General features: G+C 41.3%; 24 protein-coding genes and 1 riboswitch. Of the genes, 4 read left to right on the top strand and 20 right to left on the bottom strand.

The features are described 5' to 3' along the window. Nucleotides 1–29: 29 nt before the first annotated feature. From CD03_RS31815 to CD03_RS0100665, 14 genes are all read right to left on the bottom strand, one after another. Complete coding sequence (locus CD03_RS31815) at nt 30–710, bottom strand: aldose epimerase family protein (RefSeq protein ID WP_052377597.1); 681 nt, start codon at nt 708–710, stop codon at nt 30–32. Further along, nucleotides 671–1,054: an aldose epimerase family protein gene (locus CD03_RS36870; protein ID WP_052377598.1), complete on the bottom strand. Its 384-nt coding sequence runs from the start codon at nt 1,052–1,054 to the stop codon at nt 671–673. The genes CD03_RS31815 and CD03_RS36870 overlap by 40 nt, the downstream gene beginning before the upstream one ends. Nucleotides 1,055–1,104: 50 nt before the next feature. Next, on the bottom strand, nt 1,105–3,276 hold the full coding sequence (locus CD03_RS0100610; RefSeq protein WP_027291978.1) for an alpha-galactosidase: 2,172 nt from the start codon (nt 3,274–3,276) through the stop codon (nt 1,105–1,107). A 61-nt stretch (nt 3,277–3,337) separates the two neighbouring features. Further along, entirely contained in the window at nt 3,338–4,099 is a 762-nt protein-coding gene (locus CD03_RS0100615; RefSeq protein WP_027291979.1) for an MBL fold metallo-hydrolase, read from the bottom strand. A 164-nt stretch (nt 4,100–4,263) separates the two neighbouring features. Then, nucleotides 4,264–5,520 carry a nickel-dependent lactate racemase gene (larA, locus tag CD03_RS0100620; RefSeq protein WP_027291980.1) on the bottom strand — a complete coding sequence of 419 codons (1,257 nt, stop codon included), beginning with the start codon at nt 5,518–5,520 and terminating at the stop codon, nt 4,264–4,266. Between the two features lie 2 nt (nt 5,521–5,522). After that, nucleotides 5,523–6,920: a dihydrolipoyl dehydrogenase gene (gene lpdA, locus CD03_RS0100625; protein WP_027291981.1), complete on the bottom strand. Its 1,398-nt coding sequence runs from the start codon at nt 6,918–6,920 to the stop codon at nt 5,523–5,525. Nucleotides 6,921–6,939: 19 nt separating this feature from the next. Then, nucleotides 6,940–8,256, bottom strand: a complete 1,317-nt coding sequence (locus CD03_RS0100630) for a dihydrolipoamide acetyltransferase family protein (RefSeq protein ID WP_027291982.1) — start codon at nt 8,254–8,256, stop codon at nt 6,940–6,942. Nucleotides 8,257–8,274: 18 nt separating this feature from the next. Continuing rightward, nucleotides 8,275–9,255, bottom strand: a complete 981-nt coding sequence (locus CD03_RS0100635; RefSeq protein ID WP_027291983.1) for an alpha-ketoacid dehydrogenase subunit beta — start codon at nt 9,253–9,255, stop codon at nt 8,275–8,277. Continuing rightward, a complete protein-coding gene (locus CD03_RS0100640) occupies nt 9,255–10,190 on the bottom strand; it encodes a thiamine pyrophosphate-dependent dehydrogenase E1 component subunit alpha (protein ID WP_242849006.1) in 936 nt (311 codons plus the stop codon). The genes CD03_RS0100635 and CD03_RS0100640 overlap by 1 nt, the downstream gene beginning before the upstream one ends. Before the next feature lie 36 nt (nt 10,191–10,226). Next, nucleotides 10,227–11,123: a succinate--CoA ligase subunit alpha gene (sucD, locus tag CD03_RS0100645; protein WP_027291985.1), complete on the bottom strand. Its 897-nt coding sequence runs from the start codon at nt 11,121–11,123 to the stop codon at nt 10,227–10,229. Next, on the bottom strand, nt 11,120–12,307 hold the full coding sequence (gene sucC, locus CD03_RS31820) for an ADP-forming succinate--CoA ligase subunit beta (RefSeq protein ID WP_081820062.1): 1,188 nt from the start codon (nt 12,305–12,307) through the stop codon (nt 11,120–11,122). The genes sucD and sucC overlap by 4 nt, the downstream gene beginning before the upstream one ends. Beyond that, entirely contained in the window at nt 12,288–13,649 is a 1,362-nt protein-coding gene (locus CD03_RS0100655) for an aldehyde dehydrogenase family protein (RefSeq protein WP_044288807.1), read from the bottom strand. The genes sucC and CD03_RS0100655 overlap by 20 nt, the downstream gene beginning before the upstream one ends. A gap of 46 nt (nt 13,650–13,695) precedes the next feature. Beyond that, entirely contained in the window at nt 13,696–14,484 is a 789-nt protein-coding gene (locus tag CD03_RS0100660; RefSeq protein WP_027291987.1) for an SDR family NAD(P)-dependent oxidoreductase, read from the bottom strand. 438 nt (nt 14,485–14,922) lie between these two features. Continuing rightward, entirely contained in the window at nt 14,923–15,945 is a 1,023-nt protein-coding gene (locus CD03_RS0100665; RefSeq protein ID WP_027291988.1) for a LacI family DNA-binding transcriptional regulator, read from the bottom strand. 98 nt (nt 15,946–16,043) lie between these two features. Here CD03_RS0100665 and CD03_RS0100670 point away from each other — a divergent pair, with 98 nt between their 5' ends. Then, complete coding sequence (locus CD03_RS0100670; protein ID WP_027291989.1) at nt 16,044–17,093, top strand: zinc-dependent alcohol dehydrogenase; 1,050 nt, start codon at nt 16,044–16,046, stop codon at nt 17,091–17,093. Nucleotides 17,094–17,804: 711 nt separating this feature from the next. Here the strand turns inward: CD03_RS0100670 and CD03_RS38390 are convergent. Beyond that, nucleotides 17,805–18,125, bottom strand: coding sequence for a hypothetical protein (locus CD03_RS38390; protein ID WP_044288809.1), 321 nt, complete (start codon nt 18,123–18,125; stop codon nt 17,805–17,807). A 214-nt stretch (nt 18,126–18,339) separates the two neighbouring features. Here CD03_RS38390 and CD03_RS31830 point away from each other — a divergent pair, with 214 nt between their 5' ends. Further along, a complete protein-coding gene (locus CD03_RS31830; RefSeq protein WP_044288811.1) occupies nt 18,340–18,795 on the top strand; it encodes a cupin domain-containing protein in 456 nt (151 codons plus the stop codon). A 58-nt stretch (nt 18,796–18,853) separates the two neighbouring features. Here the strand turns inward: CD03_RS31830 and CD03_RS37605 are convergent, their stop codons facing one another. Further along, nucleotides 18,854–19,012 (bottom strand): hypothetical protein, encoded by a 159-nt coding sequence (locus CD03_RS37605; RefSeq protein WP_156042700.1) that lies wholly within the window; start codon nt 19,010–19,012, stop codon nt 18,854–18,856. A 1,246-nt stretch (nt 19,013–20,258) separates the two neighbouring features. Between CD03_RS37605 and CD03_RS38395 the strand changes: the two genes are divergently transcribed. Beyond that, nucleotides 20,259–20,402 (top strand): hypothetical protein, encoded by a 144-nt coding sequence (locus tag CD03_RS38395; RefSeq protein WP_156042702.1) that lies wholly within the window; start codon nt 20,259–20,261, stop codon nt 20,400–20,402. 130 nt (nt 20,403–20,532) lie between these two features. Here CD03_RS38395 and CD03_RS38400 read toward each other — a convergent pair whose 3' ends face one another. After that, on the bottom strand, nt 20,533–21,021 hold the full coding sequence (locus tag CD03_RS38400; RefSeq protein ID WP_242849007.1) for a hypothetical protein: 489 nt from the start codon (nt 21,019–21,021) through the stop codon (nt 20,533–20,535). Nucleotides 21,022–21,411: 390 nt separating this feature from the next. Here CD03_RS38400 and CD03_RS31845 point away from each other — a divergent pair, with 390 nt between their 5' ends. Next, nucleotides 21,412–22,200, top strand: coding sequence for an ATP-binding protein (locus CD03_RS31845; RefSeq protein WP_052377599.1), 789 nt, complete (start codon nt 21,412–21,414; stop codon nt 22,198–22,200). A 352-nt stretch (nt 22,201–22,552) separates the two neighbouring features. Here the strand turns inward: CD03_RS31845 and CD03_RS0100725 are convergent, their stop codons facing one another. From CD03_RS0100725 to CD03_RS0100735, 3 genes are all read right to left on the bottom strand, one after another. After that, a complete protein-coding gene (locus tag CD03_RS0100725; RefSeq protein ID WP_027291991.1) occupies nt 22,553–23,743 on the bottom strand; it encodes a cation:proton antiporter in 1,191 nt (396 codons plus the stop codon). A gap of 222 nt (nt 23,744–23,965) precedes the next feature. Beyond that, nucleotides 23,966–24,041, bottom strand: a riboswitch (Fluoride riboswitch). Continuing rightward, nucleotides 24,035–24,979 carry an exopolyphosphatase gene (locus CD03_RS0100730; RefSeq protein ID WP_027291992.1) on the bottom strand — a complete coding sequence of 315 codons (945 nt, stop codon included), beginning with the start codon at nt 24,977–24,979 and terminating at the stop codon, nt 24,035–24,037. It overlaps the preceding riboswitch by 7 nt. 149 nt (nt 24,980–25,128) lie before the next feature. Further along, nucleotides 25,129–26,517 (bottom strand): MATE family efflux transporter, encoded by a 1,389-nt coding sequence (locus tag CD03_RS0100735; protein WP_027291993.1) that lies wholly within the window; start codon nt 26,515–26,517, stop codon nt 25,129–25,131. Nucleotides 26,518–26,643: the final 126 nt, after the last annotated feature.

Genomic DNA, 26,643 nt, shown 5'->3' on the forward strand with positions numbered 1-26,643 from the left:
ATCTTAAGACGATTAGCTACAACTTCCGTTTATATTTTCACTCCAAAAACATATTCTGATTCAAAGTGTACTAGTTTATTGCCAGGGAGAACCGGAGACGGAAAACCATAATGCGCCATTCCATCCGGAAACAATTGCGTTTCCAGACATATAGCATCTCGAGCTTTCATAACCGAACCATTCTTTCCAGTTCTTTTCGTCAGATAGTTCGCGGTATACAGCTGTAATCCCGGAAGATCTGTACTTACAGCCAAATAAATCCCGCTTTCAGGCCCCAAAAGCACCGCTGCCTTTCTACCGGAAAGAACATAGGTATGATCATATCCATTTCCAGTCGTTAATTGAGAATGCTGCCGACAGATGTTATCGGCCACAATTTTCGATTTACGGAAATCAAAAGGGGTACTTTCTACATCAAGATACCTTCCAGTAGGTAATCCTTCTGCATCTGTCTCAAGAAATCGTTCTGCAAAAATCTGCAATTCATGTCCCATCGCAGAACGATCTCCGTTCAGATTATAATAACTATGATTTGTAAAATTAATTATAGTACTCTTATCCGATACTGCCTCATAAGATATCACCAGATGATTATCTTCCGAAAAACGAAACAATACTTTTACAGCTAAGTTCCCTGGATATCCCTCTTCTCCATCAGGTGAAAACAAACTCAATTCCAAAGCCTCATCCAGAATTCGTGCTTCCCACATCCTTTTATCAAAGCCCGCAATCCTCCATGGGAATGGTTTTGACCACAATTCACCTCCAGATGATAAGTGACTCCATCAAGGGAAAAAACCCCCTTACCTACCCGGTTACACATACGTCCAATAGTTGCCCCAAGGTAACCATCCTGCTGTTCATATTCAGCCACAGTATCATATCCCAGCACTACATCCGTCATACATCCATTTTGGTCAGGCACGCATACCGACTGCACTGTTGCACCATAGTCAAGAACTACCACACTTGCTTCTGCCAGGTTTTCCATTCGGTAGGCAGTAACTGTTTTGCCTTCCATGGTAATTCCAAATGTGCTTTTTATGATCTTCATCTTCGTTTTCTCCAATCACTCGCATTGCCATTTTTCTTCATAAAACCGACTTAACAGTTTTCCGAAGCAGCCTCTAACATAATCAGCTCACTGGTCAAAGCAGAAAGGGGCAGCGTGGTTATACCATGATTTACAAGCTCCCAGCCACTTATCGTGAACCGCCCCCCTGTATTATCATAAGTCACAATATAATTCTTCGTCGCATTCAATCCACGCGGCACTATGGTTACCGGCAAATTCTTTTGTCCCGGCAGACAAAACACTCCGATAACGGCCTTGTTCTTATCGCTGGAAACCAGTTCCAGACCACAATACCCTTGCCCATGGGACTTCATGGATTCCGCATCGTGATGATACATTCTGGATTCCGTAAGAAACGTTCTTATAAAATCCTTATAAATATCAACACTGTGTTTGATAAATGTCAGTTGTTGATCATTAAATGCAGCACTAACTGGCGAAAATGCATTCAATGTCATATGCCCAAACATGGCATTTCGCATTTGAAAATCCAGAGAACCGTATACATGGCATTCCATACCCGCCACAAGACGGTCTATTCTTTCCGGTGGAAGCACCGTAGTCATTCCCGATGTAATATACAGAGAACGGGGTGCTCTCTGCCAGTCGGATACCCATGTATGGTTAAATCCACGCAGCATTCCCAGATCAGTACGGCCACCGCCGCCTGCACAGTTTTCAAAAATCACCTTTGGGAACTGCTTTTTAAGCCGCTCATACATGTCATAGATCGCCTGATAGTGTTTAATAGAACAAAATTCCATACGAGTTTTTTTCTTATAATAGAAGTACGCTTCCGACCCTACATTGTAATCAACACGAAACAAGTCCAGTTTGTATTCGCGAATTACACGTGCAATTTCGTCTTCTGCCCACGCAGCTGCTTCCGGATTGGTAAAATCTAAAAAACCAATAGAGTCCGTCCTGAAAGGCAAATTCGTACACCACTCTGGATGTTTGGCAAAACAGGCCGATTTTTTTCCCAGCCTTTCCACCTCCATCCACATTCCAAACTTCATACCCAGGCTATGCACATATTCCCTCAATTCCCCGATTCCGCCCGGATAGCGCTCCGAATCATAATACCAATCCCCGACACGTGACCACCATTCCGTTTCTTTTCCCGGAGGACAATACCAGCCAGCATCTACAGTGAATATCTCAGCTCCTAATTCTGCCATCTGCCTGGCAAAACATTTGCTTTCTTCCAAAGTCATATTATGTTCTGGTCCAAGCCCCGAAGTTATCAAACATTCATCGGCAGTTGCTTCCGGCACTTGCAGTACCGATCGGCGGATATGATCATATGTTTCATTCACAGCATCGTCCAATCCGCCAAAAACAACGCCCAAATGCACTCTCGGAGAAACAAAGGTCTCACCCGGTGCCATCAAGTACAGCGGATGATGATCCATGATAGAAATTTCAATCCCCAGAGAAGCATCAGCACTTTCATGTTCAGCAATGTAATCAAAAGAAATATCATAGCCGGCACTCCAGCCAAGCTGTCCGAAGAACATCTGACCATTTAATTTATTTCTAAGAAAAAATGCCGGATGACGATAACGCTGACGTCCAAACCGCCCTCCAATAGTTGTCTTTTCAAAAGGCAGTGGCTTCCAGACCAATTTCCCTTCAAACCCCCAGGAAGTATTGTCGAAATAGCTAATCTCATAAATATCTTCCGGATAAACATTCGGATCTATGACCTTGAAATTTTTCATCTGTTCCAGCGCGCCGCTAAAAATAGATAAACGTGATAATGCCATATCACGGTCTGAAAGATTTGTCACCTCCAGCCAACGCATAATCATTCCAGTCCCATCCAGCAGAGTATGAACCGAAATTTCCACTGGCTTGACAGAACTCTTCAGGCCCAAAACCGCTTCCTTACAACCATCTTCTCTCTCAATCACCTGAAATTCTTTTTCTTCAAGAAAAAAATCTACACTCTCTCCATCCAACTCTATATGAAATGAAGAAGGTTCAACAAACGGCTGGTTGTCTATATGTGTCGCCATATTCGAAAGAACATTCAACGGATACCCTGCTGCATTCCATCCTCCTGAAACAAGTGCTCCATTTAATAAACGTTCCTCATATACCGTAAGTCCGCTACGATAGCAATACACCGGTTCCGGTTTATGACGTAGAAATACATTTATATAACTTTCTTCCTTACATTTGTATTGTTCCAACATATAAAATTCTCCTTTGCGTAGGTATTTGAAAACACTGCAACTTATGACATCTATGTACTCATTACAAAAGCATCATTTCACCCTGTCTCATCAGCTGATAACTAATTTCCGGTACAATTTCCTTCATTTTTTCCTGAAAGACGCCCGGATTTCCGCCATGTTCCGCAAAATTCCAGTAATGGCACGGAACAGTAAGGACAGGTCTGAGTTTTTTTATCACTTGTACCGCTTCTTCTTCATTCAAATTACCGAAAGCTCCATTGATAGGAAGAATCAACAAATCAGTACCCTGCAGCGATTTGTTTTCCAGAATATCCGGACGATAAGAAGTATCACCCGTAACATATATCCGTTTCCTCTCCATTTCAATCAGAAGCCCCAATGCATCCTTCGCCAGTTCTCCATGATCGCATCGTACTCCGGTCACTTTCACACCTGAACGCACCAGTGTTTTGTCCAAAGTAAGATATGTTACATTTTTGTAAATTCCAAGCCGCTCACATTCCAGCTTTATGTCCTTTGCCCCAATCAGCTCCGTATGACCATTTGACATAAGCACCGGTATGCTGTCCGGATCAAAATGATCATAATGGGCATGCGATACAATAATTTGGTCGAAAATAAGTTCGCTGGCTCCCAAAATATGGGGCATCAGACGTTTAAACCCAAAATAACGTTCACAACAGTCTGACAAATAAGGATCAATTGCAATTAATTTATTTTCTGTAGTTTTCAAAATAAATCCCGCCTGCCCAAGGAAAGCTATCCCTATCATACCATCGGGAACATGGAAAGAAGATATCTTTTGTGCAAACTCGCTCATAATTGCCCTCCGCATTTTATTATTTTTCCTGGCATTCAAGCATTACATTTTATTGCTCCAACAAATTAATCTGCTGCTCTTTGACATTCCCAAAAGCACCGAGTAATATTTAACGCACCCTTCTGTCCTTCGATCTTTTCGAATTATATATGACGGTGAGCTTATCAGCGAAGGTTCTTTCTCATACATGGCAGCGTAGAGCCTCCATAAGGCATAATAAGCACTTTTGCACCTTCCCCACATTTCTTATAAGCGCGTTCCAAGGCATCTACTGTATCGTTGCATGGATTCAAATGGATACTTTTCACAAGTTCCTCCGGCAGATCACTAACAAGAAAAATATCCGCCTTTTGCAACACCATAGCTATTGCTGCAGCTTTATGTCCGCCAAGCTGAAAATTTCTTTTAATCTCTTCAACCCTTTCGGCTGGCATCATTTCTTTCATCCATCTCTCAAAACAGTTCTCCCCAAAACCTTCTGCGCAGGATGCACATACAATGATAACGCCCCCATCTTTCACGGCATACTTCGCATTATCCAATCCTTTCTGGGCCTGATACAGATTGATATCTTTCGGATAACCGCCTACAGAGACCACAACAATATCCGCCTTCTCCATTATTGGCACTTTGTATAAATAATCCAGAAATGCGCAGCCAGCACGATGGGCTTCAATATAATGTCCGGCATAACTTTTTAAAATCTTTTTGTGCTCATCCAAAACCACATTCACAATGTAATCAATACGCTGATGCTCACCAACTTCATCAATGTCTTCGCGCACTGGATTGGATTCCAGAATACCGGCTGCAGCATTTTGTTCCACCATCATGGAATGGTTTGACTGAATTGCCGATCTGGTGCAAACGCCTGGCATTATTGCCTTAGCGCCGCCTGAATAGCCAGCAAAATAATGAAATTCAATATTTCCCACACAGATAACCCTGTCCGCATTAGCTACCACCGAGAACACGTCATATGAAGTTCCGGCACGGGAGACACCCACATGAACAAAATCTGTGTTGTCACTATCAATACATTGAATACGTTTGAAAATATCTTGCCCCACCAACCTTATCATCTCTTCAGTAGAATGATGCCGATGGGAACCCACTGCAAATACGATGGTAATATTCTCATCGGGTACACCTGCCAGCTCCAGTTCTTCAATAATAGGAGGGCAGACATCCCAGCTGGGTACCGGTCGGGTAATATCGCTGGTCACAATCACTACCCGCTCTCCCTGATTAACAATCCTGGACAGGCGCTCAGCTCCTATCGGCTGTTCCAGGCTTCGTTTTACTTCTGCTCTTCCTCCAGCCGGAACATTCACAGTATTTGGCACTATTAGTCCAAGAAAATTATCATCCTGTATCTCTACAGGTATTCCGGATTTTCCGTACCCCAATTCAAAGTTCATACTCAGCCTCGTTTCACACTATGGGCACAATACCCCTCTGACATATGCGCCGCCTCCATAATCATTTCATTTACAGTTGGGTGCGGATGAACGGCATCTGCGATTTCTTGAATTGTACATTCCAGCTTCATTGCAGCAACACCCTCTCCAATCATATCTGTGGCATTTCTGCAGAACAGCTGCATTCCTAAAATTTCTCCTGTCTCAGTATCCGAGATTAACTTTGCAAAACCTCTCGTATCTCCAATTACCATAGATTTACCGTTTCCCACAGCATCAAATTTACCCACCTTTACACTATATCCTTTAGCTTTTGCCATCTCCTCTGTCAAACCAACACTGGCTATCTCCGGCGTAGTGTATACACAGGATGGAATCAGAGAAAAATCTGCTCTCTTCATAGTACCGCCCAGGCAATTATATGCTGCCACCATAGCTTGATGAGATGCAGCGTGAGCCAGCATAACCTTTCCATTCACATCACCGACAGCATACATATTAGGGATATTGGTACAGCAATTCTCATCCACCAAGACAAATCCTCGTTCCATTTTCATACCCAACTGTTCCAGACCAAGATTTGCACTCATTGGATTTCTGCCTGTACAAAGAATCACAATCTCACCTTTCTCCGCTTCCTCTTTTCCGTTCTGTACATAAAAAACGCTAAGATCACTATGCTTTTTAATATGGGTAACCTTGGCATCTAAATGAAAACGAACTCCTTTTCTCGTCAAAATATCACGCATGGATGCAGCAATTTCTCCATCGACACCTGCCAGAATTTCCGGCATCATCTCAACAATTGAGACATCCTCTCCAAATGCATTCAACATAGTGGCGAATTCAATACCTATTACACCGCCGCCAATAATCACCACCGATTTTGGCAACTTATCCATAGCTAAAAAACTTCCGCTATCCATGACCCCCGGAAGGTCAACTCCAGGAAGCGGTATTTTAGCCGGGTAAGACCCAGTTGCAATAATCGCCTTATCAAAAGTAACTTTCTGTACTTGCTCTCCAAGCACTTCTATCGTATTCTTATCTCTAAAAAATCCCCTGCCCCGAATGAAGGTAACTCTATTCCCCCTCACCAAACCTTCAACTCCTCCGACCAGGCGGTTGACTACTGCGTTCTTCCTCTCCCAGACTTTTTTATAGTCGAAAGTAACCTGTTGTACCTCTATGCCGAATTTCTCCGCTTCTTTAGCAAGACTATACACTTCAGCTGAATGCAGCAAACTTTTTGTAGGGATACACCCTTCATTAAGGCAAGTACCTCCCAAAGAACCCTGTTCAATCAAAACAGTCTTCATGCCAAGTTGTGCACTGGCTATGGCCGCCACATATCCCCCCGGCCCTCCACCAACTACAGCTACCTGAAATTGATTTTCCATCTATATTATTCCTCCTCACTTACAGCATCAAATAAGGATTTTGCAATAGAATTTTAATATATTGCAAAAATTCTGCAGCAGGTGCTCCGTCAATCACTCTATGGTCATATGTCAGAGAAAGCATCATCACCGGACGTATCTCCACCTTTCCATCTACCGCACAAGGGGTATCCACGATAGCTCCCACACCTAAAATCCCCACTTCCGGCGGATTAATAATAGGAGTAAATTCATCCACTTCATACATACCTAAATTCGTTATAGTAAATGTCCCATTGGAATACTCGTCCCTTACAAGTTTTCCGACTCTTGCCTTATCTGCCAAAACCGCTGCTGCTTCATGGATCTGTACCACACTCATCGTATGAGCGTCTTTGATATTCGGAACAAGCAATCCATTTTCCAGCGCCACCGCTATCCCTATATTCACATAATGCCTGCAAACGATCTTATCACTTTCTACGCATGCATTCATTTTTGGATACTTAAGCAGTGCATTGGAAACTACTCGAATCAAAATATCGGTATAGGATACTTTTTTACCGGCCCCCTTCAGTCTTTCTCTGAGTCGGACACTTTCGGTCATATCAACTTTCATACGGTGATTTGCCTGAGCCATCGTGTGAAGGCTTGCCATCATATTCGTCGCTATTGCCTTTCTCATTCCAATAAACGGAATGGTAGTTACCGTTTCTTTATGATCAGAGGAAATATTTGATATTTCAGCACCATTCCCTCCAGCACAGCACATCACTACGTCCGACTTCATAATTTTCCCGTTTACACCGCTGCCATCTACAGAAGAAAGTACTATACCATTCATTTCTGCGAGCTTTCTGGCCACAGGTGTCGCCCTGAATTCATTTACTTTAAAAGTCAGAACATCTTTTTCATTGATAAGCCCATCCGGACCTGTACCTTTAACGTTTTCAATGAAAATTTGTCTTTCAGAAGCCCTCTTTTTTGCTCTCGGAGTAGCAAATATTCTCTTTCTAACATTTTTATCCGCAACTGCTGTCGGCCGAATGTCTTCACCGACAAATTCTTCCTTCGCAGCAGAAGAATCGAATTCTTTCAATAAACTTTTAATATCCTCACCCGGTTCTCCCACTATGGCAATGATATCCGTGATCGGAACCGTATCGCCTTCTTCCCGGAGAATCTTCAGAAGGGTACCGGAAACTGCCGCATCAATGGTAATGGTCAGTTTATCTGTCTCCATCTCAAACAAAGGGTCTCCTTCTTTGACAAACTCCCCCTCATTTTTCAGCCATTGAGTGATTGTGCCTTTCGTCATCTGAAGCCCTTGCTTCGGCATAATGATTCTGTGTGCCATGTTTCCATCTCCATTCTATTACAGATACAACGTCCGCTTGATGGCATCATTAATATCTTTTTCCTGAGGAACTACCGCATTTTCAAGTCCCAGGTTAAACGGCAAAGGACAAGATTTAGCGCCAAGTCGTTCTACTGGTGCATCTAAATAGGCAAATGCGAACTCGCTAATCTGCGAAGCCAATTCAGCTCCAATACCGCATACTTTATGTGCTTCATGAACTATGACAGCTCTTCCAGTCTTTTTCACAGATGAACTTATCGTATCTATATCCAGCGGCACCAAGGTTCTCGGGTCAATCACTTCCACTTGAATTCCCTCTTTTTCCAACTCTTCAGCAACGCTTAGCGCTTTCTGTACATATGTATGAGTAGCTACTACGGTTACATCGCTGCCCTCTCTCACAACTTTAGCTTTACCAAAAGGAATACAGTAATTCGGGTCGTCATTCACGTCACCTTTATCCACATACAAAGCCTTATGCTCAATAAAAATAACTGGATTATCATCACGAATCGCTGTACGGAGCAAACCAACCGCATCATCAGGTGTGGAAGGCATTGCCAGCTTAAGCCCCGGAAAATGCATAAATAGCACTTCCAGGCTCTGTGAATGAGTGGCTGCATTACCGCGTCCAACCCCCTGCTGCCCACGGATGACCATCGGAATCTTTGCTTTTCCGCCAAATATATATCTGGTCTTCGCCAACTGATTAATAATCTGATCAGCTGCCACCAATGCAAAATCAAAATACATTAATTCTACAATTGGACGCATGCCAACACAGGCCGCCCCCAGTCCCGCACCAACAAATCCAGCCTCTGATATCGGCGTATTTCTCACTCGTTCTGCACTAAACTCATCCGCAAGGCCTCTGGTACATCCAAAAATACCGCCAAGAACCTCCACATCTTCACCCATAACAAATACCTTTTCATCCCTGCGCATTTCCTGTGCAATCGTGTCACGAATCGCTGAAGCATAAGATTTTTTACTCATCACTCAACACCTCCCTCGTAAAAAACATCCCGCATTACAAAAACAGGATCTGGTTCAGACGCAGCAAGTGCAATTTCAGCTGCTTTTTCCATCTCTTTTGCAGCACTTTTTTCCAGTGCATCCAGTTCTTCATCCTCACATTCAAACTGACTGGCCAAATGTGCCCGCAGCCGTTTGATCGGACATTTTTGTTTCCATTCTTTCAATTCTTCTTTTGTACGATAGGGCGTTGGGTCACCCGTCCAATGTCCAAGCCAGCGATAAGTTTTCGTCTCAATGAGGATTGGTCCATTTCCACCACGAACATATTCCACCGCACGTTCGAACACTTCTGCCAGTGCAACAACATCATTTCCGTCCACTGTTTCCCCTGGCATATCATAGGCTTTTGCACGAACTGAGATGTCTTTCACCGAAGTGCTCTGCCATTGTGGCACTGAAATACCATAAAGATTATTTTCCACCACAAAAAGTACTGGTAGTTTCCACACAGAGGCCAGATTCAGTGCTTCATGGAAAGTGCCTTCATTGGTTGCCGCATCCCCGCTCCAGCATACGACCACATTGTTCTTGTTTTGCATCTTTATTCCCAAAGCAGCACCTGTGGCAATCGGATATCCACCACCCACAATGGCATTCGCACCCAGATTACCCTTTTCAAAATCAGCGATATGCATAGAACCGGAACGACCATGGCAATATCCATCCTCTTTCCCCATAAGTTCACACAAAGCTTTGTCCAATCTGGCGCCTTTTGCGATACAGTGGCCATGCCCACGATGGGTAGATGTAATATAGTCACTGTCCGAAATAAAATTAGCCATGGCAGCCGGTCCAGCTTCTTCGCCAACACAGAGATGTACGGAACCTCTTAGCTTGTTTTCCTCAAATAAACTGACAGCCTTCATTTCGAATGCTCTAATTCGATACATCATAAGAAGCGTATCCAAATACTGTTGTTTTGTCATCTGTTACACCTCGCTTTTATTCGCTTTATTAATTAACTTTTCAACGATACCCACGATATGGCTTGTTGTTTCTGCAATGATAACGCCAGCCTCCCTAAGTGCTTTTTCCTTACTTTCCGCAGAACCGGTTCCATCACTGGACACAATAGCTCCTGCATGTCCCATGCTTCTACCTTTGGGGGCATTTTTTCCGGCAATCAACGCGATTATCGGTTTCTTTAATCCATTTTTCCTTAGATACCCGGCTACTAATTCCTCTTCATTTCCACCAATCTCACCAATCATGATGACCACTTGAGTCTCCGGGTCTTCCTCAAACAACGGAAGAATATCACAAAAAGCAGATCCGGGAATCATATCACCCCCGACACCCACACATGTACTCTGCCCAAATCCAGCCTTAGTCAACATCAGCACCGTTTCATAGCAATTAGTTGCAGACCGGGACATGAGTCCAACCGGACCGGGAGTAAACATTCGATGTGCCATAAATCCGGCCTTTGATTTTCCAGGAGAGATAACACCAAAGGAATTTGGTCCCACTACACGAACATTCTTTTCTCTCGCCAGATGATAAATCTGCATCATATCATGAACGGGTACATGCTCTGCAATCGTAAAAATATTAGGAATTTCCGATTCAATCGCCTCTATAATCCCTGATTTTGTATATTTTGCAGGAACAAATATAACAGTGGCATTAGCCCCGGTGGCCACTACAGCTTCTTTTACTGTATTAAACACAGGAACCCCATACACTTTTAAACCGCCTTTACCAGGAGTAACACCCGCCACCACATTGGTCCCGTATTGAATCATCTGCTCTGTGTGAAATCGTCCCTCACGGCCCGTAATTCCCTGTACGATTAATCGGGTATTTTTATCAATTAAAATACTCATATCAGCTGATCCTTTCTTTTTACAAGTTCGTCTACTCCCTGAATAAGCCCGTCAACATAAATCACTCTTTCCAGTCCTGCAATGATCTCCATTCCCTCAGCCTTATTGGTTCCTTCAAAACGAACAATAATTGGTTTATCGATTTTATAAGATTCCTTTGCAAACCGTATACCTAAAGCTACTTCATCACAGCGCGTAATACCTCCAAATATATTGATAAATACAGCTTTCACCTGGTTACCGGATGAAATAATACGTACCGCTTCTTTTATTCTTTCACTGGTTGCACCGCCCCCAAGGTCTAATCCGGCATATACCTCCATTCCATTATCGTGGATACGGTCCATGCAAGACATCAACATTCCGGATCCATTACTGGATACTGCAATGGTTCCCTTGTCAACACAGGGAATATAGAGAAAATCCATTTCACGAGCCTCTTTTATCAGCGGATTCTCATCCTTTTCCAAAAGCAGTTTAAATTCTGTCGTTTCCGGATGACGATATAATGCACTGTCATCTATACTAACTTTACCATCCAAAGCAACAATTTCTCCTGTTCTGTCAATAACCAATGGATTAATCTCTGCTAATAAACAGTCTGTCGACAAAAAGAAATCATACAATTTATTCAAAATATCAACAAACTGGCCAACCGCTCCTTCTGTTATTCCGGCTATATTTATCATCCGATCCATAATTCCTTCCGTGATTCCTTCCAACGGATTCACAGCGATTTTGCAGATTGCTTCCGGTGTTCTTTGGGAAACTTCTTCTATATCCATCCCCCCCTCGGAACTGAAGATAATCAGAGGACATTTTGTCAACCTGTCTAACATAATGGACAAATACCACTCTTTTTCAATCTCTGCCTTTTCTACCGCCAAAAGTTCACGAACCACATGCCCTTTGATCTCTATACCAAGAATCTCGCTGGCTGCACTCTCAAGCTCTTCCATATTTTCCACTATTTTAATTCCGCCGGCTTTTCCGCGCCCTCCAACACGCACCTGTGCCTTACACACCAACGGGAACGTAATCTCCCGGTTTTGTTTTACAGCATCCATAAGCCCTTTCACAGAATCAGAGACCACCCCTTTTTTTACCGGAAGACCAGCCAGTTCAAAAAGTTGTCTTGCTTGATACTCCATCAAATCCATAGCATTACCCCCATATTTCTTCATCCGTTGGAACCGGTCTTTCTACACAGCGGGCAACCCGGATGTAATTGATCAGGAATTTGTAGTCAAAATTCTCAGAAATAGAATTGTTCCCCCATGAACAGCAGCCCAGTGTTGTTGTAGGTGTCAAATAATTAGTAAATGATCCGCCGTTAGTAGTAGCACAAATCTGATTGACCAGCACACGGGCTACATCTAATTTTTCACCGGCATATAACAGATGAGACTCATTATTGGACTGAAGGCTTACTGAGTGTCCTCGTCCCTCCACTTCTAAATTTGCCTGGGCGATTGCTATTGCCTCCTCGAAAGTATCATATTGGTAAGTAGACATCACCGGACACATTTTTTCTTTTGATAAAAGATATCCATCTCCATACCCTTCAGCCTCTACAAGAATCACCTTTGTATCTTCCGGAATCTCAATGCCTGCTGCCGCTGCAATTTCAGTGGTACTACGTCCTACTAAATTCTTGTTCATAGTGCCTCCAGGGAACACCGCTTTCACCAATTCCCCGCGCTGTTTTGCATCCCGAATAAAATAGCATCCCTGTTTAACAAATTCGTCCATAATCTCTTCATATCTGGATGCTGGTGCAATACATGTCTGATCCCCAGAACAGATAATACCGTTATCGAACATACGGGAATCAATCTGATTGGCAACTGCAGCCGCAATATCAACATCTACATCGATGATCCCCTGTACATTACCCGCCCCCACACCATAAGCGGGTTTCCCCGAGGAATATGCCGCTTTTACCATACCCATGCCGCCAGTTGCTACAACTATATCTACATTCTTCATAAGTTCTGCTGAGTCTTCAACAGAACAATCTTCAATATATTGAAAAATATTCTCTGGTGCACCAACTTTAGCTAACTCCTCATCAAATATCCGTTTGATCTCAGCTGTACATCTTTTTGATCTTGGATGAGGTGCAATCACAATGGAATTTCTTCCTTTAAGTGCAAACATGGCATTACACAAAGGCGTTACAATAGGATTTGTGCATGGAGTAATCGCACCAACAACACCTACCGGTCTGGCAAATACAGTAATACCCGTAACCGGATCATTCTCCACGATACCTACCGTTTTTTTTGTTTTCAGATTGTTCCAGATCAACTTCGCTTTACCCATATTTTTTTTAACTTTATCTTCATATACACCCATTTTGGTCTCATCTATGGCCATCTTTGCAAAATACTCAGCGTTATCATATACAGCTCTTGCAATAGCTTTCACACAGGCGTCTACCTGTTCCTGGTTAAATATCTCAAGTTCTTTCTGTGCAATTCTCGCATTAAAAAGTATTTTTGCAATTTTTTCCTGTGCCCCCATAACATATTCCTCCATAATGTAATTTGAACTTAAAAAAATTGGAAACTTAAAAATCCCTAGTATATCCACAAGTCCATCCGCCATCTATGGTCACTACAGAACCTGTCATATAACTTGCGTCATCGGATGCCAGAAAGCAGGTCATTGCGGCAATCTCATCCGGTTCTCCCGGACGGCGCATCGGAATATGTGATATCATTGCCTCCGCCCGCTCCTTATCTGTGTAAAATAGTTCACGTGTTCCTTCAAACATGATAGAACCTGGCGCAATACTGTTGACACGAATATTTAGCGGTGCCAATTCCAAAGCCATAGCTTTGCTCAGATTGAACACAGCAGCCTTTGCTGCGGTAAAAGCACACTGGAGACGAAGTGGTGTTAACCCTGCAATAGAGCCAATATTAATAATAGAACCGCCAGTTCCCTGTCTTTCCATCTGTTTGATTACCGATTTCGAACAATAGTAGACACCAGTCAGATCTACATTTATAATTCGCTGCCACAGTTCATCATCATATTCATGGATTGATCTCCTCATATTCAAATCACCATTGATACCAGCATTATTTACCAAGCAGTCGATTCTGCCATATAGCTCAAGTACCGTCTCAACCATTTTTTGAATGCTTTCACGATCAGAAACATCACAGATTACAGCGGCAGCTTTCCCACCCTTTTCTTTGATCTTCTCCACAACCGCGTCCAGCGTCCTGTTCGTACGGCCAGCCACAACAACTTTCGCTCCATTTGCAGCCATTTGCTGACAAATAGCCGAGCCCATGGCACCTCCTCCGCCAGTTACAATGACAACTTTTCCATTTAACTCCACTTTCATGATGACACCTCCACAGCACTTACGTAATCGATTACGTTTTTTCTTTATACTAACACAATATTTTTACAATTTCAACCATAAAAAGTCACTAATTTTATCTTTCTAATTTATCTTTCTCTCCTTATTTTTTGTTCAAATTTACTGTTATCACTCCATACTTTCGATTATTTTACATTTTTTTCCATTTTTTTTTAATATTTAATTCGTTTTCAATCAGAAACAATGTTGACATGCGAACGACGAAGTGTTATCATCAGCTTAACGTAACCGATTACGTTATATTGCTATTACATTAGTAAAAATATACATGTATAGAAAGGAAAAGAGACGGATTAAAAGACGGATTAATAGTTTTCTCTCTTCATTCGGACAGAAAGAGACAAAAAAATAGGAGGAACCTTTTACGGTTTCCTCCTAAAACAATCAAAGCACAATAACTCAGATATTACTTTGTAAAATCACAGTAGGTTCGATGAATATTACATCTTCGGGCACAATCCCTTCAGCAATGTATTGATACATCTTCTCTACTGCCAGATATCCCTGACGGAACGGATCCTGGAAAATCGTTGCCTGAACCACATCCTGCCTCATATACGTACGAATTTCATCAAACAAATCGGATGTGACCAGCTTAACTTTTCCACCGAGCCCAAGTTCTACTATTTTACGGCAAACAGGCTCTGAGTTAGCAGAATTGACATATAAGCCTGTGACCTCCGGATGTTCCCGAAAGAGACGGAGCGTATTGTATGCCGCAAATTCCGAATCATCATGGTTTTCATATATAGCGGCAACCGGAAGAGATCTTCGTTCACATTCTTCACAGAAGCCACTTATAGACTGCATATGTCCTACAATATCCGATCTTCCGGAAAAAGCAGCCACAGGCCCCGTACTGGTGAAACGATACAGCAATTCCGCAGCCATACGTCCAGCCAATTTATCATTCTGGCGAACCGCAAAGTCTCTGCCGCTTCCCACCAGATCACTATTGACCATAGCCACCTTGAATCCATCCTTTTTGTATCGCTCAAATGCCTCACGAAATCCGGTGGTATCAAAGGTAGCAAGAAGCAGTAAACCATCGTGTTTTTTATCAAATAATTCCTGTATTTTATCCAGGATATTCTGGTGAGAAAAAAACTCTGTACCGGTAATTTCATGAATTTCACCTTGTACATTAAAATCACTCAGATCACTAAAAGCCTTGCACGCCCCAGCTATTACTTCATTATGGAATACAGGTACACGATTGTAGATGATAAAGTCAATACGAATCATATGTCGGGCCAGGGATTTGGCAGCCCGATTGATAGAATACCCTAATTCTTCTGCCTTTGCCAGAACCATTGCGCGGGTTTTTTCACTAATCTGAGGCTTATTATTTAATGCTCGATTAACCGTCGCGGTCGAGATATTTAATTCAGCGGCGATATCATATATAGTTATCTTTTTCATACAAAGAATATCCTTTCTTTAAACAATTATATTTTTAATTATAAGATATCTCTAAAAAAAGTCAATCCGATCTTTAAGATTCGAAAGGAGGAATCATATTGAAATCTTTTATTATTCAAAAACCCGGCAAAATCGAGATGGTGGAACTCCCCCCAATTCAATTGCAGCCAGATGAAGCACTGGTACGAGTTTCTTATGCAGGCATCTGTGCTACTGATCTTGCAATTCTTAGCGGCGACATGACCCTTGTCAGAAATGGCAGTATCCGCTATCCGATTCGTTTTGGTCATGAATGGTCCGGCATCATTGAGTCGGTTGGACACAATGTCACAAATTTTACTCCCGGTGACCACGTTATTTCTGAAAGCGGTGTGACATGCGGGACATGCGAATTTTGTCAAAAAAAACAATGGTCAAAATGTCCTAATAGCAGGTCTTTAGGTACGATTAATTGCTGGGACGGCGCATTTTCTGAATATATGCACATACCAGCACGCCATCTGTACAAAGTCCCCGAAAATATTTCCATAAAAGAGGCAGCATTAATTGAACCTACCTGCATTGCACTGGCCGGTATTAAAAAGGCAGAAATACAACCTGGCAAAACAGTACTTGTAATAGGAACCGGCGCAATTGGTCTGGCATCTGTAGCGTTAGCCAAATACTATGGCGCGGATAAAATTCTGCTGTGCGGGCGCAAGGACAGCAAATTAGAAATAGGACGTATCATGGGAGCAGATGTCTGCATCAACACAGTTACCGAATCACTGGAGGAGGTCGTTCTACGGGAAACTGAAGGTAACGGTGCGGATGCCATTATCGAAACTTCAGGTAATGTTTCTCTTATTCAGGAAGTACTTCACCTCGCTGCAAACCAAGGTCATATAGGGCTCATCGGTTTCTATGAAAAAGTAGTCCTCAACTTTAAAATTGATGAGGTTGTAATGAAATCTCTCGTTATCTCCGGAGTTATGGGAGAATTCGGTATGCCAGGTGAGGTTCTTAATATCCTGAGCACCGGAAAGGTTGACCTTAAACCTATGATCACCCATATCATCCCATTTAATGAAACAGCAAATGTTATGAATCACATTTCAGATTATGAAAATAAAAAAATCAAAATACTTGTAAAAATCAATGAAGATTAATTAATAGGCTCTCGGAATCTTGAGCCTGCCGACTAAAGCTTCACACATCGGCTGAACCTTGAAAAGTAAATATTATCCAGAATGGATATGACAAGTAATAACTGAAGAAAAATGACGTATTTTAATAGACCTTGCGTCAGACTTGGTTTATAATGGTATTGCTTATGAAATTAAGCGGCTTGCTCAAAGAGATCTTTTAATCGGGAAGTCTTTGGCAAAGTCCATGCATCAAGATGTTGACACATCATGCTGGAAAACAGACGGCAGTACCACATCTTAGATGAACGGTATCTGACATCTTCTAATTTATAATCTATTTTCTCACGTTTATTACAGGTTCAGCAGAGGTTCTTGCATTATATTCCGATGTCCAAATTCAACACTCTATTAATAGAGATGTCATCTTTATAAACAGGTGGTCTTCCACACTTCCAATTAAGGTCAATGAATTGGGTAATACCATTGCTCTTACAGTAATTATAATAAGGCATGGCATCATGCGCTGAATCGAGAATAAGCCTCCTGACAACTCTGGAACTGAAGAAATAAATCTTCCACAGTAAATTTCAACAGGGGCAGCTTTTTCTTCTTTACCTTTCGGTTTTTGAGGCTTTTGTTTAGGCAGGTGGATAGACGGGGAAAGGTTCTTGTCAGAGGATAACCAAAGGCATTTATGGAAGTCATAGAAAGTAACCGTGCCAGGAGTGTCACCTACAGTAAAACCTGAAATGATGGCATGAAGATGATTTTTTTCAAATCAGAAGCAAACCGGGTGTAAGAAGTTAATTTAAATGCAACAGAAGCAAGAATGGATCTGAGCATATCGGAAGGAAGCCTTGGATCAGGACCAAAGTTTGAGTAACGATCCTGCATAAGAATATCAACAGCAGATAAATCCAGACTCCAGAATTTTTCATGAATCTGCCAACTAGATGAAGACAAAGAGTCTGCAGCATCAGGATAATATTTACGAAGTTGAGTCAGGGCACGTTCCTGATAGGCGGAATGACCGCCAATGTTAATTGGTTTCAATGAAACACACCTCCAAATCAAAAAGTCTGTTCCGGTCGAGCCGAAACGATATACCTTAATAAATAAGAGGCGCAAAGCGCCGCATTTTTGAGGATGAATGTCAAGTGCTTTTTGAAAAAAAGGTGGAGAAAAAATATAAATGGAATCTCATAAGGCTGATGAATAAAGCCTTAGAGATTCCGAGAGCCTATATTATAAAAAAGGAGAAAAAATCATGAAGAAAAAAACAGATTGGAAACTTGTTAATTCAGAAAACGTAGTTCCTTATATATGTGGTCCTGAATACTCCTCTCGAATGTTGATCGGTGATGAAATGGCTGGTCAGCCTACAATCAATGTAAACGAAGGAACCGTCGCCCCCCACGCAAAACTTGGTGGCGGTGTTCACAAAGAAACTGAGATTTATTATGTGGCTAAATGCAAACCGGGCTGTTGTTATATCTGCCTTGATAACCAGCTTCTTTTGGTAAAAGAAGGAGACTTTATTGTGATTCCCGGTGGAGTATACCATTACATTGACAATACTGTTTCCGATGAAGAGTTTAAAGTTATTACCTTCTGGCCTCGTCAGGAACTGAATGAATTATTTTTCACCCGTTTCAATAAATGGGGTACGTCTGTAAAAAATGTAGACGATAAATATACAGAGAAACGTCTTGCAAATGTATAGTCATTAATGGAATAATTTTCAGCTGTATATACAATGTCACACCTATCATCTCTGTTATCTAACATATCTTTTCTTTTGGCATATTAATATATAATCTCATATGAAGCAGAATAACTGCGGCCGCCGACTCCATAACAGTCAGCGTCGCAGCTTCCTTCATTCCCTCTGAGAACTCTTTATCTATTATAGCAAAATCATATTCATAGTTCCCTTTCAAATCCTCATTTCTATAAGATTAATGCACTCTATCATTACATATTCAATTAGAACAGAAAGCTTCCTGTATACTTTAAATAGGTCAAGTGATTGACACAAAAAATACCTCAAGTAAATTTAGATTATTACTGACTGGCCAGTTGGTAATAATCTAAAAACTCGAGAGGTATCTACAATGAATACTAAAGGCACAAAGAAAAAAGAGGTGACTGAACATGAACACAAGGTTTTTTACCTCCAAGTCGGTCACGGAGGGGCACATGGATAAGCTATTCGATACCATCTTCCCCACAATCAATGAAGCAAACACTTCACTCGTTGCAGATAAAACGACAGTCTTTGGGCAATTGCACGAAAACATAAAATATCGGCAGACACATTGGCAAAGATGAATGGTAAGCTGTTTACTACAGTCATCCGTCAAGGAAAAAAGTTAAAAGTACCGTAAGAATAAATAGCGTTAATAAACGGGCGGTGCTGTGCCGCCCCGTTCTGCATTAATACAATAGAATAGGCTTTCGGAATCTTGAGCCGACTAAAGCTTCACACATCGGCTAAACCTTGAAAAGTTGCTTAAAGAGATCTTTTAGTCGGGAAGTCTTTGGCAAAGTCCATGCATCAAGATGTTGACACATCATGATGGAAAACAGGCGGCAGTACCACATCTTAGATGAACGGTATCTGCCGTCTTCTAATTTATAATCTATTTTCTCACGTTTATTACAGCGTTCAGCAAAGGTTCTTGCATCATATTCCGATCACCATTCAACATGTCACGAGGTGGATTATTAAAAAGTCTTAGATTGTCCTTCAAAACAAGGTGAACATTTCTGCTATATTTTGCATCAGAACATGGATTTTCACAAGTACAGTGAGGCGCACCGCCTTTGAAACTGATTTTTGGGCACCTATATTTGACACGACCCTTATTAGGCTCAACGGCAGCTAACTTATTGCATGACCAGAGGCACACAACGGAATACCATCACTATTAATAGAGATGTCATCTTTATAAACAGGTGGTCTTCCACACTTCCAATTAAGGTCAATGAATTGGATAATACCATTGCTCTTACAGTAATTATAATAAGGCATGGCATCATGCACTGAATCGAGAATAAGCTTCCTGACAACAGCATCAGGAAGCATTTGTTTCATGAAAAACCAGTTGTACAAAAATCCATGAGAGTCATGCCTGGAAGCAGGATTTAAGAATAGAAAAACTGGAAGATCATTTTTGAATCAGAATGGGAATCCCAGTCGATGTCACAGTCCGGCTGGTGGTAAATACGATAACATTTGCAATCACGAATGCCCTTATCCAGGCAATTGCAGGTACGAGTTTACCGTTTCTGCGCAGCGGTCTATACAGAAGTTCCATCGCCTGCTAAAGATAAATCTTTGAGTGACAAAAGGTTGTTGTGCACAGAGGTCTGCAGAAAAAGGCTGTTGAAAATTTCCCAAAGTTTTGCACAGGGAGCCATATCAGAAGGAGGAGATGTCTGGAACTGAAGAAATAAATCAATCTTCCACAGTAACCTTTTCAACAGGGGCAACTTTTTCTTCTTTACCTTTCGGTTTTTGAGGCTTTTGTTTAGGCAGGAGGATAAACGGGAAAAGGTTCTTGTCAGAGGATAAACAAAGGCATTTATGGAAGTCATAGAAAGTCCCAGTGCCAGGAGTGTCACCTACGGTAAAACCTGAAATGATGGCATGAAGATGATTTTCTTTCAAATCAGAAGCAAACCGGGTGTAAGAAGTTAATTTAAATGCAACAGAAGCAAGAATGGATCTGAGCATATCGGAAGGAAGTCTTGGCTCAGGTTCAAAGTTTGAGTAACGATCCTGCACAAGAATATCAACAGCAGATAAATCCAGACTCCAGAATTTTTCAAGAATCTGCCAAGTGGATAAAGACAAAGAGTCTGCAGCATCAGGATAATATTTACGAAGTTGAGTCAGGACACGTTCCTGATAGGCGGAATAACCGCCAATGTTAATTGGTTTCAATGAAACACACATCCGAAACGATATACCTTAATAAATAAGAGATGCAAAGCGCCGCATTTTTGAGGATGTATGTCAAGTCCTTTTTGAAAAAAAGGTGGAGAAAAAAAATAGATGGAATCTAAGAAGGCTGATGAATAAAGCCTTAGAGATTCCGAGAGCCTATTAGAGAGGAGACTCCCCATGAAAAACAATGTTCTGATTATCTGGTGTTAGTATATTAGCGTGGACACGAAAAGTTGAACTACCTTAACCGTACTATTATCTTAATCTTGAAACTTTTTTGAATAATTCTTGAAACATTCTTGAATTGATCCTTTAAATTAAATATGCTAGACTATATTTTATCTGGTAAAAAGACAAAAAGGAAACTTCAAAAAAGAGGAAATTAAAATGATAGAAGGTAGAAAAATGCCATATGATGATGCAATAATTGAAAAAATGGATATATCAGTATTCTCTCAAGATACTATAGAGCGATATCGTTGTATTTTACAGAATAAATCTCCAGAATCTGCTTACTTAAAACTGCTTACAAAAGATTTTCTAATTAATTTATCTGCATTAAAACCAAATAAAAGAGAAAAATATGTTCCTACAGTTGCCGGTTTACTTATGTTTGGAAAAGAATCATATATCCGGGAAGAATTTCCTAACTATTTCTTGGATTATAGAGAAGAAACAGCATCTAAAAATAAAAGCTGGTCATATAGATTGACTTCTGATGATAGTACTTTTAGTGGAAATATATTTGATTTTTATCAAAATGTTCTACAATTACTCTTATCTCAAAACAATAATGGCTTTGCAGTTCATAAAGCCAAAAATGAAAGCAGTAAAATGAAAATTAAAAATGCCTTAAATGAATCCTTGGCTAATGCAGTAATCCACGCTGATTATTATGGGCGGCAAGGCGTTGTTATTAGGAAAAAAGTTGATTCTCTTTCCATCTCAAATCCGGGAAGACTACTAATTTCAAAAGAGGAAATGCTTTCAGGCGGCGTAAGTGACCCAAGAAATCCTACAATTTTTAAAATGTTTAGTAAGATTGGTATCGGGGACCGGGCTGGCAGTGGAATAGGTAAAATAATTGAAGCATGGAAAGAACAAGGATGGGAGAAACCGATTTTTGAGGTAGTGACAGATCCTTATCGTTTTATTATAAAATTAGAAACTAAATAATTTGATACGCCATTATTTTTCATATTTACAAAATTATTGAAATTTTTTATCCTATGCCAAATATTCTTACATATCTACTTAGTGTAGACTCAAAATGCAGTGTTGTGTTAATAATCGGAATAATTACATAATATTAAAGGAGTGTTTGTTATGTGTAAGTGTTGCTGCAATTGTCGATATTCCACCTTAAATATAAAAAAAGTAAAGAAATGGTTCTGTCACTTGAAGATAGGATATGTAAGTATGAAAGATTCTTGCTGCTATTATGAACCACGATTTTAAAAGATAAATGCACAATCATTAAAAAAAGAACCATTCACGGTTCTTTTTTAATTCCACAAATTACTCTCAGCTACATTTCGTCATGTGTCTGGGGGAGCAGTTTCCGGTAAGCCACGTCAACGCCAAAGGCTCCAAGGGGCGCCGTTATCAAAATAGCGAGCACTGCAACAGTCAAAACAATTTTACCGCATCCCAGTTCCAATGCCAGAGGTACGCCTCCAATCGCTGCCTGCACAGTTGCTTTCGGCATGTAGGCAATCATACAAAACAGCCGTTCTTTACCGGACAATTTCGTTTTCAGCATACACAGAAATACCCCTGCCATTCGAAATAACAATACGCCAAAAATCAGTAAAACTGCCGATGCGCCTGCTGCCAGTGCATAGCTCACATCCACGCTTGCCCCAACCAGCACAAACAGCAGAATCTCCGCCGCCACCCATAATTTTGAGTATTTCACCGACAATCTTTCCGCTACAACACGGCGCTTCTTTTGAAGTGCAATTCCCATACTCATAACAGCCAGCAAACCTGAGAACGGTATTATTCCCTTTAGCACATTTTCCAGTGCCACCATTAAAAAAGAAATGCTGAGCAGCACTACTACTTTTCCCGAATCCCTGATATGCAGTCTGGCAAACAGGACTGCCAGTATCATTCCGGTACCAACACCGGCAATCATCCCGGTAAGTATTGACACTGGTACCTGTGCAAAACTGGCAGCCGAGATACTTTCCCCCTGTGCAAGCCCGGTAAACGCGGTAAACAAAACGATAACAAATACATCATCCACAGAAGCTCCAGCCATAATAAGCTGCGGTATTCTGTTCTCTCTGCCGTAACCTTTCTCCATGAGCATCAGCATTTTCGGAACAATTACGGCCGGAGATACAGCTGCCACAACGGACCCCATAATAGCTGCATCCAGCACAGAAATTCCCAAAAGCCCCGGTGCAAGCAGAATCATTCCCGCAATCTCGCAGCACGCCGGAACAAAACACATCAGGATCGCAGGACGCCCCACTTTCTTCAGATCATTGATATCTAAAGATAACCCCGCCCTTGTCAGAATAATAATCAGGGCAATTTGTCTTAGATCTGCGGATATACTCAAAATAGAGGGATCTAACAGATTAAGTACATACGGACCTAACACAATTCCGGTAATCAGCATGCCAAGCAAACCCGGCAGCCTTAGTTTTTTAAGAATAGAACTAAGCAGCATTCCCAATAGAAAAATAAAAGCTAAACTTGTCAACATAATATTCTCTCCTGTATTTTTATTTTTTTATTACTATTTTGAAACTTTAAACGATGTTTCCTCTGCGCCGGATAAATAATCTGACTTTTTCAAACTCACTTAAACATATCTTCCTCCTGAACTTAAAAAACCGGAAGCCCAATTTTCATTGATTTGCCGGCTTTTTTCTCATTGCATCTCTGCCATTCAGGTTTCTGCACATAAAAAAGCTGACACTTCTGTCCTAAAACAGAAGTCATCAGCTAATAGCAGTTTAGGTATTGTTGTACCTGGGGAGAACCTCATTCCCGTTTATTTTCTATTGTGAATATTAGAGCCTGTTTCTCTATGATTCACCAACTCATCCAGCATTTTAGGAAGCAGCTCATCCATGCTGTCATCACTGAACTGGCAGGTTCCTACCGCTTTATGTCCACCGCCTCCGTATTTCAACATCAGGCTTCCTACATCGATATCGGAAGTACGGTTCAGAATGCTGTAGCCAACTGCAGCTGAGCACCCTTTACCGCCTTTTCCATTAACAATCCAGGCTGAGATATTCTGTTGCGGATACATGCTGTAAATTAGGAAACGATTTCCCGTATATATAGGATCCACACCTCTCAGATCTGATATAATTACATCCTTTTCCACTCTGGTATGCGCCTCTATCATTTCTTTGAATTTAGCCGTCTGTTCAAAATAAACTTCAATTCTCTCTTTTACATCTGACAGACTTAAAATTTCCTCTGTATCCATGGTTCGGCAGGCATCGATCAGCTTTTCCATTAATTGATAATTGGAAATAGTAAAATTTCTCCAACGGCCTAAACCGGTCCTTGGATCCATCAGAAAACCAATTAGTATCCAGCCTTTGGGATTCTGGATTTCATCAATTGTCAAATTACCTGAATCCACCTTATCTACCGCTTCCATCATCTCATTAAAATGGGAAAACCTTTCATTCCCTCCATAGTAATCATAAATTATTCTTGCACAAGATGGGGCTATACGGCTTTCCCCTTTATATTTGCCTTCCAGCTCGTTTCTCTCAAATTCACTGGAATGATGGTCAAACCACAACCCACACCCCTCTACATAAGGTACATTGGCAAGGCAGTCATCCTCTCTGATTTCCACCAGACCATCCTGAAGATCTTTGGGATGTGCAAACTTCCAATGATCAATAATTCCTGCTTCTTTAAGCAGCGCACCACAAACCAAACCATCAAAGTCGGAACGTGTTACCAGTCTCATACTATTCAGCTCCTTCATCTGTATACGTATATAGATAGTCGTATACTCCTTAGATTTTATATCTCCTATCATAGCATGTAATTTACAAAATGAATAGATATAACCTTTATTTTGAGATTAAATTTTACAACAACTATTATTTTGAAACCCTATAGCAGACCTTTCAGCTGTTTATCAGAAATCTGTTTCATAAAAAGGATCCCTGCCAATAAGGCAACACCTTCTGCAACCGGGAAAGATACCCAGATCAGTACCGGGGCATTTGCAAATTTTGTGAACAGCCATGCCAGTGGTAACGCAACTACTATTAACCGCAGCAGCGAAAGAATCAAAGATCTAATGCCACAGCCCAATGCCTGAAAAATCCCCTGATATGCAATATTTGCACCTGCAAACAAATATCCAAGGGTCACGATGCGAACTGCGATCACACATAGTTTTTGTGTTTCCGGTGCCACTGAAAATACACCGGATAACGGATTTGCAAAGATCTGAAGCCCCAGCAATCCCACAACCATGATCAGCAGCGTATATAACATGCCATATTTAATTCCTTCATCCACTCTTTTCCGGTCCCGTTTTCCATAATTAAATGATATAATTGGTATTAATGCGTTGTTCATTCCAAAAGCAGCAAAAAATACAAATTGCTGGATTTTATAATAGACACCATATGCCGTAACTGCCGCACTGGAAACTGCTCCAAAGATAATATTTACACCATATGTCATAAATGACATCAGGGCCTGCATTATAATTGCCGGTAAGCCCACCTTATAAATTTCGTTGATAATTGCACCCTTGGGTTTTATATATCTGGGACTCGGATCAATATCTTTGTTAAATACATAATGGAAAATAGCATCCATCAGGAAGGATACTGTCTGGCCGATTATGGTTGCATATGCGGCTCCGCTAATTCCCATTTCAGGGCATCCCCAATATCCAAAAATCATAATCGGATCTAAAACAATATTCACCAGTGCCCCTGCTACCTGAGCCACGGTAGTCAGCGTCGTCCTTCCTGTCGCCTGAAGCAGTTTTTCATAAATAGTGTACATTATGATTCCAAAGGACCAGATAGTACAAATGCTAAGATAGGATTGCCCCATTTCCAGTATAATCGGGTCTGTCGTCTGGGAATGAAGATAGGCATTTACACCAAATAAACCAAAGATCAAAAAAACAAGAAAGGTACAGAGACCTAAAAATATTGCATTTCCCGCAATCCGGCTGGCCTTTTTACGATTCCCCTCCCCAAGGCTCTTTGCCAGCAGCGCATTGATTCCCACGCCGGTGCCTACACCAATTGCAACCATAAGCATCTGAACGGGGAATGCCAGGGTAAGTGCATTAACCGCATATTCCCCCATGCCGGTAATTTCAGCCGTATCCTTCATATTCGATACAAAATAGCTGTCCACTACATTATACAATGCCTGCAGAACCATGGATATAATCATGGGAACTCCCATTTTAATCATCAGTCCATTTACCGGCTCCGTACCCATTTTGTTCATTGTTACTTTTTCCTCCATTATTATCCTCCATTATTTTTATTTGGAGACTTTTCAGGAAAGCTGCCACAACCTGCTGTTCCGCAGAATTTATTCCGGATTTCATTCTGCAATATAAATCAACGACAAAAAAGCGCAAACCCAAAT

Origin of the sequence: Robinsoniella sp. KNHs210, assembly GCF_000686105.1 — a bacterium.
GTDB classification, from domain to species: domain Bacteria; phylum Bacillota; class Clostridia; order Lachnospirales; family Lachnospiraceae; genus Robinsoniella; species Robinsoniella peoriensis.

Bases quoted from the DNA above. Each gene is read 5' to 3' on its own strand.
- CD03_RS31815 (WP_052377597.1), bottom strand. From the start codon at position 710: ATGTGGGAAGCACGAATTCTGGATGAGGCTTTGGAATTGAGTTTGTTT.
- CD03_RS36870 (WP_052377598.1), bottom strand. From the start codon at position 1,054: ATGAAGATCATAAAAAGCACATTTGGAATTACCATGGAAGGCAAAACA.
- CD03_RS0100610 (WP_027291978.1), bottom strand. From the start codon at position 3,276: ATGTTGGAACAATACAAATGTAAGGAAGAAAGTTATATAAATGTATTT.
- CD03_RS0100615 (WP_027291979.1), bottom strand. From the start codon at position 4,099: ATGAGCGAGTTTGCACAAAAGATATCTTCTTTCCATGTTCCCGATGGT.
- larA (WP_027291980.1), bottom strand. From the start codon at position 5,520: ATGAACTTTGAATTGGGGTACGGAAAATCCGGAATACCTGTAGAGATA.
- lpdA (WP_027291981.1), bottom strand. From the start codon at position 6,920: ATGGAAAATCAATTTCAGGTAGCTGTAGTTGGTGGAGGGCCGGGGGGA.
- CD03_RS0100630 (WP_027291982.1), bottom strand. From the start codon at position 8,256: ATGGCACACAGAATCATTATGCCGAAGCAAGGGCTTCAGATGACGAAA.
- CD03_RS0100635 (WP_027291983.1), bottom strand. From the start codon at position 9,255: ATGAGTAAAAAATCTTATGCTTCAGCGATTCGTGACACGATTGCACAG.
- CD03_RS0100640 (WP_242849006.1), bottom strand. From the start codon at position 10,190: ATGATGTATCGAATTAGAGCATTCGAAATGAAGGCTGTCAGTTTATTT.
- sucD (WP_027291985.1), bottom strand. From the start codon at position 11,123: ATGAGTATTTTAATTGATAAAAATACCCGATTAATCGTACAGGGAATT.
- sucC (WP_081820062.1), bottom strand. From the start codon at position 12,307: ATGAAGAAATATGGGGGTAATGCTATGGATTTGATGGAGTATCAAGCA.
- CD03_RS0100655 (WP_044288807.1), bottom strand. From the start codon at position 13,649: ATGGGGGCACAGGAAAAAATTGCAAAAATACTTTTTAATGCGAGAATT.
- CD03_RS0100660 (WP_027291987.1), bottom strand. From the start codon at position 14,484: ATGAAAGTGGAGTTAAATGGAAAAGTTGTCATTGTAACTGGCGGAGGA.
- CD03_RS0100665 (WP_027291988.1), bottom strand. From the start codon at position 15,945: ATGAAAAAGATAACTATATATGATATCGCCGCTGAATTAAATATCTCG.
- CD03_RS31830 (WP_044288811.1), top strand. From the start codon at position 18,340: ATGAAGAAAAAAACAGATTGGAAACTTGTTAATTCAGAAAACGTAGTT.
- CD03_RS38395 (WP_156042702.1), top strand. From the start codon at position 20,259: ATGGGAATCCCAGTCGATGTCACAGTCCGGCTGGTGGTAAATACGATA.
- CD03_RS31845 (WP_052377599.1), top strand. From the start codon at position 21,412: ATGATAGAAGGTAGAAAAATGCCATATGATGATGCAATAATTGAAAAA.
- CD03_RS0100725 (WP_027291991.1), bottom strand. From the start codon at position 23,743: ATGTTGACAAGTTTAGCTTTTATTTTTCTATTGGGAATGCTGCTTAGT.
- CD03_RS0100730 (WP_027291992.1), bottom strand. From the start codon at position 24,979: ATGAGACTGGTAACACGTTCCGACTTTGATGGTTTGGTTTGTGGTGCG.
- CD03_RS0100735 (WP_027291993.1), bottom strand. From the start codon at position 26,517: ATGGAGGAAAAAGTAACAATGAACAAAATGGGTACGGAGCCGGTAAAT.